This window comes from Leptothrix ochracea, from assembly GCF_041083635.1.
GTDB classification, from domain to species: Bacteria; Pseudomonadota; Gammaproteobacteria; order Burkholderiales; family Burkholderiaceae_C; genus Sphaerotilus; species Sphaerotilus ochraceus.
In genome coordinates this window covers 67,759-81,543 of the sequence record NZ_JBFPHB010000015.1, presented here as the reverse complement: position 1 = coordinate 81,543, position 13,785 = coordinate 67,759, and the positions used below count along the sequence as shown (strand labels likewise).

At 61.4% G+C, this 13,785-nt stretch carries 9 protein-coding genes; 6 read left to right on the top strand and 3 right to left on the bottom strand.

Annotated features, from left to right (window positions below; all coding sequences use genetic code 11):
* Positions 1 to 38: 38 nt before the first annotated feature.
* Entirely contained in the window at positions 39 to 2,042 is a 2,004-nt protein-coding gene (locus AB3X39_RS06980) for a DNA topoisomerase IV subunit B (protein WP_369416641.1), read from the top strand.
* Here the strand turns inward: AB3X39_RS06980 and AB3X39_RS06975 are convergent, their stop codons facing one another.
* Entirely contained in the window at positions 2,043 to 4,319 is a 2,277-nt protein-coding gene (locus AB3X39_RS06975) for a helicase-related protein (RefSeq protein ID WP_369416640.1), read from the bottom strand.
* Between the two features lie 54 nt (positions 4,320 to 4,373).
* On the bottom strand, positions 4,374 to 5,510 hold the full coding sequence (mnmA, locus tag AB3X39_RS06970; RefSeq protein ID WP_369416639.1) for a tRNA 2-thiouridine(34) synthase MnmA: 1,137 nt from the start codon (positions 5,508 to 5,510) through the stop codon (positions 4,374 to 4,376).
* A 116-nt stretch (positions 5,511 to 5,626) separates the two neighbouring features.
* Between mnmA and AB3X39_RS06965 the strand changes: the two genes are divergently transcribed.
* Genes AB3X39_RS06965 through clpB form a run of 5 tightly spaced genes read left to right on the top strand, consistent with a single transcriptional unit; the run spans position 5,627 to position 12,459 of the window.
* Positions 5,627 to 7,087, top strand: a complete 1,461-nt coding sequence (locus tag AB3X39_RS06965; RefSeq protein WP_369416638.1) for a S41 family peptidase — start codon at positions 5,627 to 5,629, stop codon at positions 7,085 to 7,087.
* A gap of 32 nt (positions 7,088 to 7,119) precedes the next feature.
* Entirely contained in the window at positions 7,120 to 7,872 is a 753-nt protein-coding gene (locus AB3X39_RS06960) for a HesA/MoeB/ThiF family protein (protein ID WP_369416717.1), read from the top strand.
* 33 nt (positions 7,873 to 7,905) lie between these two features.
* Positions 7,906 to 8,850 (top strand): LOG family protein, encoded by a 945-nt coding sequence (locus AB3X39_RS06955; RefSeq protein WP_369416637.1) that lies wholly within the window; start codon positions 7,906 to 7,908, stop codon positions 8,848 to 8,850.
* A gap of 22 nt (positions 8,851 to 8,872) precedes the next feature.
* Positions 8,873 to 9,793, top strand: a complete 921-nt coding sequence (gene rocF / locus AB3X39_RS06950; RefSeq protein WP_369416636.1) for an arginase — start codon at positions 8,873 to 8,875, stop codon at positions 9,791 to 9,793.
* A 59-nt stretch (positions 9,794 to 9,852) separates the two neighbouring features.
* Positions 9,853 to 12,459, top strand: a complete 2,607-nt coding sequence (clpB, locus tag AB3X39_RS06945) for an ATP-dependent chaperone ClpB (protein WP_369416635.1) — start codon at positions 9,853 to 9,855, stop codon at positions 12,457 to 12,459.
* Between the two features lie 22 nt (positions 12,460 to 12,481).
* On the opposite strand, the gene AB3X39_RS06940 is transcribed toward clpB, so the two are convergent.
* Positions 12,482 to 13,771 carry a hypothetical protein gene (locus tag AB3X39_RS06940; RefSeq protein ID WP_369416634.1) on the bottom strand — a complete coding sequence of 430 codons (1,290 nt, stop codon included), beginning with the start codon at positions 13,769 to 13,771 and terminating at the stop codon, positions 12,482 to 12,484.
* Positions 13,772 to 13,785: the final 14 nt, after the last annotated feature.

The following is a 13,785-nucleotide window of genomic DNA, read 5'->3' as shown; positions in this document are numbered from 1 at the left end:
TCTCTTTGCTGAAGCGCATCCCTACAATCCGCGCCCATATGTCTAGTCAAGTACCTGTGAAAGCCACCGTTCCCCCCAGCGCTGCCGCCTATGGCGAGGCCTCGATCCGTGTTCTGAAAGGGCTGGAGCCCGTCAAGCAGCGGCCGGGCATGTACACCCGCACCGACAACCCGCTGCACATCGTCCAAGAGGTGATCGATAACGCCGCCGACGAAGCCTTGGCGGGTTTTGGCAGCCGCATCGCGGTGAGCCTGCACCTTGACGGCTCCATCAGTGTTGAAGATGACGGCCGGGGCATTCCTTTCGGCCTGCATCCCGAAGAAGGTGTGCCGGTGATTGAGATCGTCTATACCCGGCTGCACGCGGGCGGCAAGTTCGACAAAGGCTCGGGCGGTGCTTACAGCTTCTCGGGCGGCTTACACGGTGTGGGCGTCAGCGTGACCAACGCCTTAGCGACGCGTCTCGCCGTGACGGTCTGGCGCGAGAAGCAAGTCGCACAGCTGGTTTTCTCGGGCGGCGACGTGATTGAGCCGTTGACCCTGCGTCCGGCTGAGCGCGCTGAGCGTAAGAGCGGTACGGCGGTGCGCGTTTGGCCCGACGCCCAATATTTTGAAAGCGCCGAGCTGCCGCGTGCCGAGCTGATCCATCTGCTGCGTAGCAAGGCGGTGTTGATGCCGGGGGTGACGGTCACGCTCAGCACCGAAAAAACCGGCGAGACCCTCACGTGGCTCTACAAGGGCGGCCTGCGCGATTACCTGCAACAAAGCCTGTTGGCCGAGCCGTTGGTGCCGCTTTTTGAGGGCGCGCATCACGCCAGCAGCCATGAGAGCGAGAACTTTGCCGAAGGCGAAGGCGCGGCGTGGTGCGTGGCCTTTGCCGAGCAGGGTCAAAGTCTGCGTGAAAGCTACGTCAATTTGATCCCCACGGTGGCGGGGGGCACGCACGAGGCCGGGCTGAAAGAAGGTCTCTTCAACGCCATCAAAGCCTTCATCGACATGCACTCGCTCTTGCCCAAGGGCGTCAAGCTCATGCCGGACGATGTGTTTGGCCGTGCCAGCTTTGTGCTGAGCGCCAAGGTGCTCGATCCGCAGTTCCAAGGCCAGACCAAAGAGCGCCTGAACAGCCGTGACGCGCTGCGCTTGGTCAGTGCCTACGTCAAGCCGGCTTTTGATCTGTGGTTGGGCCAGCATGTTGAGCACGGCAAGAAGCTGGCGGAATTGGTGATTCGCCAAGCGCAGGCGCGTCAAAAGGCCGGGCAGAAGATTGAAAAGCGCAAGGGCTCAGGTGTGGCGGTGTTGCCGGGCAAGCTCACCGACTGCGAAAGCCGCGACCTCGCCGACAACGAGCTGTTCTTGGTCGAAGGGGATTCGGCCGGGGGCAGCGCCAAGATGGGGCGCAACAAGGAAACCCAAGCCATCCTGCCGTTGCGCGGCAAGGTGCTCAACACGTGGGAAGTGGAGCGTGACCGGCTCTTTGCCAACAACGAAATCCACGACATTGCGGTGGCCATCGGCGTCGATCCGCACGGGGCGGGCGACACGCCCGATTTGAGCAACTTGCGCTACGGCAAGATCTGCATCCTCAGCGACGCTGACGTGGACGGCTCACACATCCAAGTGCTGCTGCTCACGCTCTTTTTCCGCCACTTCCCCAAGCTCATCGAGACCGGCCACATTTATGTCGCCAAGCCGCCACTCTTTCGGGTCGATGCCCCGGCGCGGGGCAAAAAGCCGGCCACCAAGATTTACGCCTTGGACGCTGCTGAGCTGCAAGCCGTCACCGACAAGCTTAAAAAAGAAGGCGTGCGTGACCCGGCCAGTTTGAGCATCAGCCGCTTCAAGGGCTTGGGCGAAATGAGCGCCGAGCAGCTCTGGGACACCACCCTCAACCCCGATACCCGCCGCTTGTTGCGCGTCGATCATGGCGCGCTCGACGTGGACGCCACCACCGCGTCGCTCACCAAGCTCATGGGCAAGGGTGAAGCCGCCGCCCGCCGTGAGCTGATGGAGCTGCACGGCGATGCGGTGGAGATCGATATCTGATCAGCGGTGGCGGTCTTGGCGCGGCCGCCCGCCCGTTCTCGATTGCCACAGCGGTTTGTGGCTCTTGATCTGGCGCTCAATGCCGTCGTTCAGGCGATGGCGCAGGTCGATGACGTCGGCGACGTCGGCGTAAACGCCGGGGAAGCGCAGGTCCAGCCAGAGCCACAGGGCGCAAGCGCGCAGGGCCTGTTCCATGCGGTCGAGGCGGCTGTATTCGTCCACTTCGTGCAGGAACCACGGGCTGGCGACCATGCCGGTTTCGGCGTGGCTGCGCGCCCAGCTCAAGAAGGCCTGCACTTGCGCTTCGGTGCGGGTATCGACCGGCGCTTGGGCGTAGGTGAAACGCTGGCGCAGATTCAAGCTGGCGGCGTTTTGGTCGAGCTGCTCGGCCAAGGTCAGCATTTGTTCGAGTTCGGCCACGGCAAAGTGGGCGCTGTCGAGCTGGAGCTGATCCATGAAGACCTTGAGCACGTCGTGCAGGCCGGTCTTGCCCAAGCGTGCCGAGATGGTGTCGATGTGCCAGCCATTCGGAGCCACCGGCGCTTTGAACTGGCGCGGCGCACGCGGCGTTTGCGGCAGGAGCTGACGCAAGGTTTTGGCGGCCGACGGTTCAGCTTCCTTCAAAACACCCGTGAAGCCTTCTTCGTGCAGACCGAAGCGCCCGGCGCGGCCAGCGATTTGATGCACTTCCGAGTCCGTCAGCAGCCGATCACCTTGGCCGTCGAACTTGGTCATGGTGCTGAACAGCACACGGCGGATCGGCAGGTTCAGGCCCATGCCGATGGCGTCGGTGGCCACCAGCACCGAGACCGCGCCTTGGGCAAAGCGTTCGGCTTCGCGGCGACGCACTTCGGGCGGCAGCGCGCCGTAGATCACCGCCACCGAATGGCCGTGGGCGGAGATCTGATCGCGCAGCATCAAGACATCGCGCCGACTGAAGGCCACCACTGCGTCGCCCTTGTGCAAGGCGTTGAGCGGCACGGGCGCGGGCAGCAACTGCACCGCTTGCTTGCGCTCAAAGCGCTGGATGGTGCAGCTTTCGCCGCACAAGCCCAGCAGGCCTTCGAGGGTTTCGACGGCGTATTCGGAGGCGATGATGAACAGCTCGCGCGCAGGCACGGCCACGATGGCCTGCGTCCATGCCCAGCCCCGGCTGGGGTCGAAGATCATCTGCGCTTCGTCGATCACGGCCACGTCGATGATCTCGCGCGTGCCGACCATCTCGATGGTGCTGGAGGTGATGCGTGCGCCTTCAACCGGCACGTTTTCTTCGCCGGTACGCAGCGAACACAGCACGCCGCGTTCTTGCAAGCGATCACGCCCTTCCAGAGCCAGCAGGCGCAGCGGGGCCAAATAAGCGCCGCTTTCGGCCTTGGCGAGACGCTCAAAGGCTTGGTAGGTTTTGCCGCTGTTGGGCGGCCCGATCAGCAACGTGACCTTGCGCTCTAGGTGTCTAGCGCGCTCAAAGGTGTCCGGGTAGCCCTGAAAAGCCAGCTCGCTGTTCAGGTCTTCGAGGGTGTTGATTTCATGGGCGCGGTGCTCCCAGCGTTCCAAGGCGCGCAGGCAGGCGTGCTTGAGCGAGGCAAAGTCCTGCATCAAGGCGCACTCGGATTGCAGCGCGGGCAGCAAGGAGCTCAAGTGTTCGGGATTGCGGCTGCCGGCGCGCTCGACCAAGGTTTCGAGGTGAGCGCTGAGTTCTTGGGCATGCGGATACGCCGGTGCGCTGCCGAAGGAGGCTTGCAAGGCGGCCAGATCGCCGTGGCGGAAAAAGGCCCAGATCGCGCTTTCATCCAATCGAACCGTGAACGCCACGGCGATGCGCCAGCCTTGGGCTTGGAGCTGCAAGGACTGGCGCGCACGCCGCTCCCAATGCAAACCGTTGCGCTGCACCCCCAAGGCTTCGAGGGTGGCGCTGCGGTTTTGCATCAGCGCGTGGGTCTGCGGATTGAGGTTCAAGCCCTCAAGGTGCGCCAGGGCAGCGTCCATCTGCTCGGGCGCAATCCAGCGGCTCGGGCGCACGCCCGGCATGGCTTTTTGCAGCAGGATCAGACCGAGCTGGTCCAGGTCGGTGTCGCAGAAGGTGGCTGGCTCGCTGAGAAAGTCCTCAGCGGTGACCGCTTGGGGCAACTGAAACGCCGCTTGGCGCAAGCGCTGGACCTGCTCGGGGCTCAGGTGCTTGGGCAGCCGATCCTGATGACGCGCATTGGCGAGGTTGAAGGCACGCGGGCGGGGGGCTGCGCCAGAGGCAGCGGGAGACTTGGGCAGAGAAGAAGGCAAATGAATCTCGGTACGAAGCAGAAAAAGGGAACGAAGGAAGGGTTGGGACGCGCGTCAGCGGGGTGTGGGGGCGTTGCAGGCGTGGATCACGCCGCCGCCCAGACAGACGTCGCCGTCATAGAGCACGGCCGATTGTCCCGGCGTCACAGCCCATTGGGCCACAGGAAAGACCAGCCGCATGCTTGTTGCATCTTCACCCGCGCTTAATTCACAGGTGGCGTCGCTTTGGCGATAGCGCGTTTTGGCGCTGAGCAACCCAGATGATCCAGCGGATGGCGGGCTGCCGGCCACCCAACTGGTGTCGCTGGCGCTGAGGGTGGTGGCTTGCAGCCAAGGGTGATCGTGGCCTTGAACGACGTAGAGCACGTTGCGCGCCAAGTCTTTGTGCGCCACAAACCAAGGATCGTGCTCGCCGCCACCGCGCACCGCGCCGCGCTCTTTGACGCCCCCAATCCCGAGGCCCTTGCGTTGTCCCAAGGTGTAAAAGCTCAAGCCCACGTGCTCGCCCAAGACACGGCCTCGGTCGTCCTTGATCAGACCGGGCTGATTAGCGAGGTAGCGGCCGAGGAACTCACGGAACGGCCGCTCGCCGATGAAGCAGATGCCGGTCGAATCCTTTTTGGTGGCGTTGGGCAGCTTGATCTCGGCGGCAAGTCGGCGCACTTCGGTTTTGGGCAACTCACCGACTGGGAAAAGCGTCTTGGCCAGTTGGGCTTGGTTGAGGCGGTGCAGGAAGTAGCTTTGGTCCTTGAGCGGATCCAAACCCTTGAGCAATTCAACCTGATCCAGCACGGGGTTGTGGCGTACCCGGGCGTAATGGCCGGTGGCGATGCGATCAGCGCCCAGGCGCATGGCGTGATCAAGGAACGCCTTGAACTTGATTTCGGCGTTGCAGAGCACGTCCGGGTTCGGCGTGCGGCCGCTCTGGTACTCCTTGAGGAAGGTGGCGAAAACGCGGTCCTTGTACTCGGCGGCAAAATTGACGTGCTCAATGTCGATGCCGATCACATCGGCCACACAGGCGGCGTCGATCCAGTCCTGACGCGACGAGCAGTACTCGGAGTCATCGTCGTCCTCCCAGTTCTTCATGAACAGGCCGACCACTTCATGGCCTTGCTGTTTCAGCAGCCACGCACTCACGGCGGAATCGACCCCGCCACTCAAACCCACGACAACACGAGATGTAGACATATGGGTATTCTATTTTTCAGCAAGGCCAAGGGTGTCGGAACTTATACTCTCAAGGCTATGCAGACCAAGTTGGGTCGCGCTGAATTTGACGTGTTTTATCAAGAGGATCGCCAGTCATGGGGACGAAACTGAAGGTTGCGAGTTGGGTGGCGCTGGGTGCTGTGGCCGGGGCGCTGACGACGCTGCAATTTCAGGCCACGGCACGCAGTGCAAGCACGCCGCTGCCGCTGGAAGAAATGCAACAGCTCGCGGCTGTTTTCGATCTGGTCAAGCGTTCGTACGTTGAAACGGTCGATGAAAAAAAGCTCATCCGTGACGCCATCAGCGGCATGGTGTCGGGGCTGGATCCGCATTCGCAGTATTTCGATGGCCAGAGCTTCAAAGAATTCCGCGAAGGGATCAGCGGTAAGTTCACCGGCGTGGGCATCCAGATCGAGATGGAAGAAGGTCTTGTGAAGGTGGTGTCGCCCATCGAGGGTTCACCCGCTTTCCGCGCTGGGCTGGTCAGTGGCGACTTGATCACCCGCATTGATGAAACCGTGGTCAAAGGCTTGACCATGGATCAAGCCATCAAGCGTATGCGTGGCCCCAGTGGCACCAAGGTGAGCCTGACGATCTTCCGCAAGAGCGAGAACCGCACCTTCCCTGTGTCGATCATCCGCGAAGAAATCAAGACCAAGAGCGTGCGCTCCAAGGTGATGGAGCCCGGCTATGCATGGGTGCGGATCAATCAATTCCAAGAGCCCACGCTGCGTGACTTCTCTGAACAGATGAAGGAAATCTTCCGCCAAGAACCCAATCTGAAGGGCTTGGTGTTGGATTTGCGCAACGATCCGGGCGGTTTGTTGGATTGCGCCGTGGGTATTTCTGCGGCCTTCTTGCCCAAGGATGCGGTGGTGGTGTCCACCAACGGCCAGATCCCCGAATCCAAGAGCTTGCTCAAGGCCACGCCAGCGTTTTATTCCCGCGATGGCTTCGATCCCTTGGGTGGCATGCCGGCGTTGATCAAATCGGTGCCGATCGTGGTGCTGGTCAACGAAGGCTCGGCCTCGGCCAGCGAGATCGTGGCTGGTGCGCTGAAGGATCACAAGCGCGCCGTCATCATGGGCTCGCAAACCTTCGGTAAGGGCTCGGTGCAGAGCGAAATGACGCGTCTGCCGCTGCCCAACACCTCGCTCAAGATCACCACGGCGCGCTACTACACGCCATCGGGTCAGTCGATCCAAGCCAAGGGCATCGTGCCCGATGTTTTGGTGGACGAAACCGCGCAGGGCAATCTGTTCTCGGCGCTGCGTGTGCGTGAAGCGGATCTCGACCACCATCTGACCGCCTCTGGCGAAGCCGACAAGGGCGAGAAGAAAGATGAAGCGCGGGAGAAAGCGCGCGAAGAAGCGCTGAAGAAGATGGAAGAAGCCAACGCTGCCAAGGGTACCGACAAGGCTTTGCCGCGTCTGCCGGAGTACGGCACGGCTGAAGACTTCCCGCTGGCCCAAGCGCTCAATCAGCTTAAAGGCCGTCCGGTCATGGTCAGCAAGACCCAGACCGAGCGCAAGGTTGAAGAGCCGCGTTCCAACTGACGAGTCCAGTGACGAGCCCAGTGCCGATGAGCTTGGATGATCGCCAGCTGTTGCGTTACAGCCGTCATATCTTGCTGGATGACATTGGCGTGGAAGGGCAAGAAGCGGTTTCTGCCGCGCATGTCTTGGTCATCGGTGCCGGTGGGTTGGGCTCAGCGGCGCTGATGTATTTGGCCTCGGCCGGGGTTGGTACGTTGACGGTGGTCGATCACGACAGCGTCGATCTGACCAACTTGCAGCGCCAGATCGTGCATCGCCAAGCCAGCATTGGCCAGCTCAAGGCCGAGTCGGCGCGGGACACGCTCTTGGCGCTCAACCCCGAGATCACGATCCATAGCGTGACCGAACGGATGGACGCCGTCTCGATCCGCGCCTTGGTGGCGCGTGCGGATCTGGTCTTGGACTGCACCGACAACTTCACTGCTCGCCAAGCCATCAACGCGGCTTGCGTGATGCATCGCAAGCCGCTGGTCTCCGGGGCTGCCGTGGGCTGGGATGGTCAGGTGGCGGTGTGGGGCCAACCGGGTCAAGCCTGCTATGCCTGCCTTTTCCCCCCGGACGCCTCGGTGCCGGCGCTGCATTGCGCCACGATGGGGGTGTTCGCGCCGTTGGTCGGGATCATCGGTGCGATGCAGGCGGCTGAAGCACTCAAGACCTTGATTCACGCCCCCAAGCTCTCCACGCTCGGTGGGCGGTTGCTGATGTTGGATGGACGCGCCATGCAGTGGCGCGAAATTCGCGTCATGGCTGATCCGCACTGTCCGGTCTGTCACGCTCTGGGATAAGCTGGGCGTCGCCTTCCAACAGATGCGACGTCCATGAGCAAACCGAACAAACAGAGCAAGCCCCATCGTCGGCTTCCGCAAAGTCGTCTGACAGAGCGGAACTTTCCCAGCGCGCAAGAAGATGCTGCTCAGCCCAAGCCCGCTTCGCGCTATGACGGGCCCGGTAGTTCTTACAAGCTGGCCTTTGCCGACTCAGACTTTCTTCTGAGGGATGAATTGCGCCCGGTGCGTGTGCAGCTGGAGCTGCTCAAACCTGATCTGGTCCAGCAAGCGCATGGCATCGAATCGACCATCGTTATTTTTGGCAGTGCTCGTATTCTTGCGCCGGAACAAGCGCGGGCACGGTTGCAAGCCGCTGAAGCTCAGGGCGATGAGCAAGCCCTGCGTCGGGCGCAGCAACAAGTCGAGATGTCGCGCTACTACGAGCAGGCGCGCCGATTTGCCGAAATGGTGACCACTGCGTCCGCCCGACTGGCCTCGCCCATTCACGTGGTCACCGGGGGGGGGCCGGGGGTGATGGAGGCGGGCAATCGGGGTGCGTTTGAATCCGGTGGCAAGAGCATCGGTCTCAACATCGTGCTGCCGCACGAGCAAGAACCGAATCCCTACATCACGCCCGAGTTGTGTTTCCAGTTCCACTACTTCGCGCTGCGCAAGATGCATTTTCTGATGCGTAGCATCGCGTTGGTCTGCTTCCCGGGGGGCTTTGGCACCTTGGATGAACTTTTCGAAGCCCTGACCTTGATTCAGACGGGCAAGTGTCGCCGCCGCCCGATCTATCTTTTTGGCCGTGATTTCTGGGACAAGCTGATCAATCTGGAGCATCTCGTCGAGACCGGCATGATCAGTCCGAATGATGTTCACTTGGTCCATTTCGTCGAAACCGCCGAAGAGGCTTGGGCCGCCATCGTGGCCGAATACGACTTGGACGGCTCACAGTGCGACGAAGGTGGTGGCGAGTTTGCCGTGGATGTCTGAGGACGCATGAGGTGTTTGGACCATGCCGACCATCCTTGATCTGATCGGTGCACCCACCGATATCGGCGCTTCGGTCCGTGGCGCGTTGATGGGCCCAGAAGCTTTGCGGGTGGCCGGTTTGATCGAACGGCTTCGGGCTCGGGGCTTGTCGGTGCAAGACATCGGCAACGTCACCGGCCCCGCCAATCCTTGGCAAGCCGCCCAAAGCGGCTATCGTCATCTGCCCGAGGTGCTGGCTTGGTGTCGGCGCCTGCATGAGGCCACGTTGGCGTCTTTGGCGGCGGGCCATCTGCCCGTGTTGCTGGGCGGGGATCACAGCTTAGCGATGGGTTCGATTAGCGCGGTGGCGCGGCACGTTCATGCCCAAGGTCGCCAATTACGGGTGATTTGGCTGGATGCCCATGCGGACTTCAACACGGCCATGATCACGCCCAGTGGCAATTTGCATGGCATGCCGGTGGCGGTGCTGGCCGGCTTTGGGCCTGAGGCCTTGGTGCAGCTTGCCGGGCACGTGCCAGCGGTGGACGGGGCGGCCTTTCGGCAAGTGGGGGTGCGCAGCGTGGACCCAGAGGAAAAACGCTTTGTGCATGCCCAGCGGCTGGATGTGCATGACATGCGCACCGTGGACGAGATCGGCATGCGGGCCGTGATGCAGCGGGTCTTGGCCGATGTGGATGCCGATACCCATCTTCACGTGAGCTTTGACGTTGATTTTCTCGATCCCGACATCGCACCCGGCGTGGGCACGCCGGTGCCCGGTGGACCCACCTACCGCGAAGCGCAGTTGTGCATGGAGATGATCGCCGATACCGGCCGGCTTGCTTCGCTGGACATCATGGAGCTGAATCCCGCGCTGGACGTGCGCAATCGCACCGCCGAGCTGGTGGTCGATCTGGTCGAGAGCTTGTTTGGAAAGAGCACACTGATACGCACAGACCCTTGAAAAGCCCGGCGGGAGCCTCAGTTTCAAGTCCAACCTGAAGACCACTGAAGGACTCTCTCATGCGTATCGACAAGTTCACCACCTTGCTGCAACAGGCCCTTGGCGAAGCCCAGAGTTTGGCTTTGGCGGCCGATCATCCCTACATCGAACCCGCGCATCTGCTCAAAGCGCTTTTGCAACAAGACGATGGTCCGCGCTCGCTTTTGCAACGTGCTGGCGTGGCGCTGCGTGCTTTGGAGGAGGCGGTGAATGTGGCGCTGGGCAAGATCGCTGCGGTGCAAGGTGCGCAGCTTCAACCCGGGCGTGAGCTGATTGCCCTGCTGCAAACGGCCGAGAAGGAAGCCGGCAAACAGGGTGATCAGTTCATCGCCAGCGAGATGGTGTTGCTGGCGCTGGCCGAGGCCAAAACTGATTTCGCCCAAGCCTTGCGTGGCACGGGCCTGACCCGCAAAGCCTTGGAAAGCGCGATTCAATCGGTGCGTGGTGGGGCCAAGGTCGATTCAGCCGAAGCTGAAGGCCAGCGCGAAGCCTTGAAAAAATACACCTTGGACCTGACCGAACGCGCCCGTCTTGGCAAGCTCGACCCGGTGATTGGCCGCGATGACGAGATCCGCCGTGCGATCCAAGTCTTGCAGCGCCGTACCAAGAACAATCCCGTGTTGATCGGTGAGCCCGGTGTCGGCAAAACGGCCATCGTGGAGGGTTTGGCGCAGCGCATCGTCAACGGTGAAGTGCCTGAAAGCCTCAAGAACAAACGCGTCTTGGTGCTCGATATGGCGGGCCTTTTGGCGGGGGCCAAATTTCGCGGCGAATTTGAGGAACGCCTCAAGGCGGTGCTGAAAGAAGTGGCCATGGACGAAGGCCGCATCATCTTGTTCATCGACGAGCTGCACACCATGGTCGGTGCGGGCAAGGCCGAAGGGGCGATGGACGCTGGCAACATGCTCAAGCCCGCCTTGGCGCGCGGCGAGTTGCACTGCATCGGTGCCACCACGCTGAATGAATACCGCAAGTACGTCGAGAAGGACGCTGCGCTGGAGCGCCGCTTCCAGAAAGTGTTGGTCGATGAGCCCACGGTCGAAGCCACCATCGCCATCCTGCGCGGCTTGCAGGAAAAGTACGAGGTGCATCACGGGGTGGAGATCACCGACCCGGCCATCGTGGCAGCGGCGGAACTCAGCCACCGTTACATCACCGATCGCTTCTTACCGGACAAGGCCATCGACCTGATCGACGAAGCCGCAGCCAAGATCAAGATCGAAATCGACTCCAAGCCGGAGGTGATGGACAAGCTCGATCGCCGCATCATTCAGCTCAAGATTGAACGTGAGGCCGTGCGCAAGGAAAAGGATGAAGCCTCGAAAAAGCGCATGGGCTTGATCGAAGACGAGATCGGTAAGCTGGAGCGCGAAGCAGCTGACTTGGAGGAGATCTGGAAAGCCGAAAAGGCTACGGCGCAGGGTTCTGCGCAGGTCAAGGAAGAGATCGACCGTCTCAAGTTCCAGATCGAGGAGTGGACCCGCAAGGGTGACTTCAACAAGGTGGCCGAGTTGCAATACGGTAAGTTGCCGGAACTCGACAAGCGCCTCAAGGAAGCTCAAGCCAAGGAAGCCAGCAAAGCCGCCGGCGGCCTTGGCAAAGGTCCGCAGTTGCTGCGCACCATGGTGGGGGCTGAAGAAATCGCTGAAGTGGTGTCCCGTGCGACAGGCATTCCCGTGGCCAAGCTGATGCAGGGCGAGCGCGACAAGTTGCTCAAGATGGAAGCCAAGTTGCACGAACGAGTGGTGGGCCAAAGCGAAGCGATCGTGGCGGTGAGCGACGCCATTCGCCGCTCGCGGGCGGGGCTCTCTGATCCGAACCGGCCGCTGGGATCGTTCCTCTTCCTTGGCCCCACGGGCGTGGGCAAGACCGAGTTGTGCAAGGCGCTGGCAGGTTTTCTGTTTGACAGCGAAGAGCACATGATTCGCATCGACATGAGCGAGTTCATGGAGAAGCACTCGGTGAGCCGCCTGATCGGCGCGCCGCCGGGCTACGTCGGCTACGACGAGGGCGGCTACCTGACCGAGGCGGTGCGGCGCAGACCCTATTCGGTGCTCTTGCTCGACGAGGTCGAAAAAGCGCACCCGGACGTCTTCAACGTGCTGTTGCAAGTGCTTGATGATGGCCGGCTCACCGACGGCCAAGGGCGCACGGTGGATTTCAAGAACACGGTGATCGTCATGACCAGCAACCTAGGCTCTCACCTGATCATGGCCATGGCCGGACAGCGCAGCGAGTTGATTCGCGATGCCGTCTGGGGCGAGGTCAAGCAGCACTTCCGGCCCGAGTTTTTGAACCGCATCGACGAAACCGTGGTGTTCCATGCGTTGGATGCGCAGCACATCGCCTCGATTGCCAAGATTCAACTCAAGGGGTTGGAAGCCAGGTTGGCGAAGATGGATATGGGGCTCGATGTGTCCGCCGAAGCGCTGGCTGCCTTGGCCAAGGTGGGTTTCGACCCGGTTTTTGGAGCTCGGCCGTTGAAGCGTGCGATTCAGAGTCGGATCGAAAATCCGGTGGCCAAGTTGATTTTGGAAGGCCGATTTGGGCCGAAGGATGTGATTCCGGTGCGTTTGAGCGAGGACGGTGGCTTCGACTTCGGCTGCCCCATGACCACGGTGCATTGAGGCGCCTCTGTGCCACGCTTGCTCAGATCACTGGGCTGCGTGGCAGATCTGCATCGAGCTTGTGGATGCGTTGGCTCAATGTTTGCCAATGGGTTTCGGCGGGGGTGTAGATCAGGTGTACGGCCAAGTCACGCTGCGATTGCAGGGTGCGCAGACCCAAGGCTTGTGTGCCACCGGTGATCACAACCTCATCCACCGGAGCGCTCAAACCCAGTTGTCGGCGTCCGCTTTGTGCGGCCGCCAGCAGCAAGGTGCCGCGCCGCGCCATATCGGGGCCGCTATGCATGGTTCCTGCGGCGGCCATCACGCGACTGGATTCGATCTCAAACAGGCAGCAACTGATCACCCCGGGTTGAGACGATAAATCTTGCACCATCCGATCCATCGGATTGACCACCATGCGCGCGACGGGGCGGGCATGGCCCGGTGCGAGGGGCGTCACGCTGATCATGCCGTCGTTCTGGGTGTCAAGCCAGATACCGCGCAGCGCTTCGGGCAGCGAGGCCTGACGTTTATTCCAAGCGGCACTCAGGATCGGCCAGACATCGACTGGGCGTTTGACAGGGGCTGTGACGGTGGCTTGCACACAGGTACCGGCAGTCAGCTCATTGACGATGTCTTGAAGCGCAGGGTTCACCACCAACGGCATGACCAGCATGTCCCGACAGCGCCAATTGGAGGGGTTGGATCCTTGGGCCAAGTGATCGCGCAACGTGCGCAGCTCTTCTGCGATGGCATGTGTGGGCAGATTGCCGACCACCACCACGCAAAACGCGGCATGTCGAAACAAGGTTCGCGTCAGATGCACGCGGGTCAGGGTGTCGGCATCGATGGCGGTGGAATACAACCGCAAACCGCGCATATCCCCCTCCACCGGGCAATCCAGATAATCAATGCTGGCCAAGGTGGTGCCGAAACCTTGCCGACGGATCACCAAGTGCGCGCCCATGCGCTCCACGGCGGCTGCCACGCCGGCCAGCATTTTGAGGGATGCTTTGGCTGCCACATCATGGATCACGATGTAGACCGGTTTGCGGTGATCAAACTGGATTTCTAGCGCTTCAGCGGCATCGGTCGAAACGAAGAGTTCGCGGGTGTGGTTACCAACATCCCGGCCAATATCTTCTTCGGATTCCTGCAAATAATCATCCGCATTGCGCACAAACTGGGTCGCGTAGCTCCCGTCCTCTTCAAGGCGCTTGGGTGTACCGATGGAAGAGTCAGTTCGGTCCGTCAGCGTTGGTACGCTGGGACGGCTGTTCAGGTCGAAACGTCGGTCCATGCGATTTCCAAGGGTTGCAGCGAGGGGCATGGGGCAATGGGAGG

Coding starts and splice junctions, on each gene's coding strand:
- AB3X39_RS06980 (WP_369416641.1), top strand. CDS start 39: ATGTCTAGTCAAGTACCTGTGAAAGCCACCGTTCCCCCCAGCGCTGCC.
- mnmA (WP_369416639.1), bottom strand. CDS start 5,510: ATGTCTACATCTCGTGTTGTCGTGGGTTTGAGTGGCGGGGTCGATTCC.
- AB3X39_RS06965 (WP_369416638.1), top strand. CDS start 5,627: ATGGGGACGAAACTGAAGGTTGCGAGTTGGGTGGCGCTGGGTGCTGTG.
- AB3X39_RS06955 (WP_369416637.1), top strand. CDS start 7,906: ATGAGCAAACCGAACAAACAGAGCAAGCCCCATCGTCGGCTTCCGCAA.
- rocF (WP_369416636.1), top strand. CDS start 8,873: ATGCCGACCATCCTTGATCTGATCGGTGCACCCACCGATATCGGCGCT.
- clpB (WP_369416635.1), top strand. CDS start 9,853: ATGCGTATCGACAAGTTCACCACCTTGCTGCAACAGGCCCTTGGCGAA.
- AB3X39_RS06940 (WP_369416634.1), bottom strand. CDS start 13,771: ATGCCCCTCGCTGCAACCCTTGGAAATCGCATGGACCGACGTTTCGAC.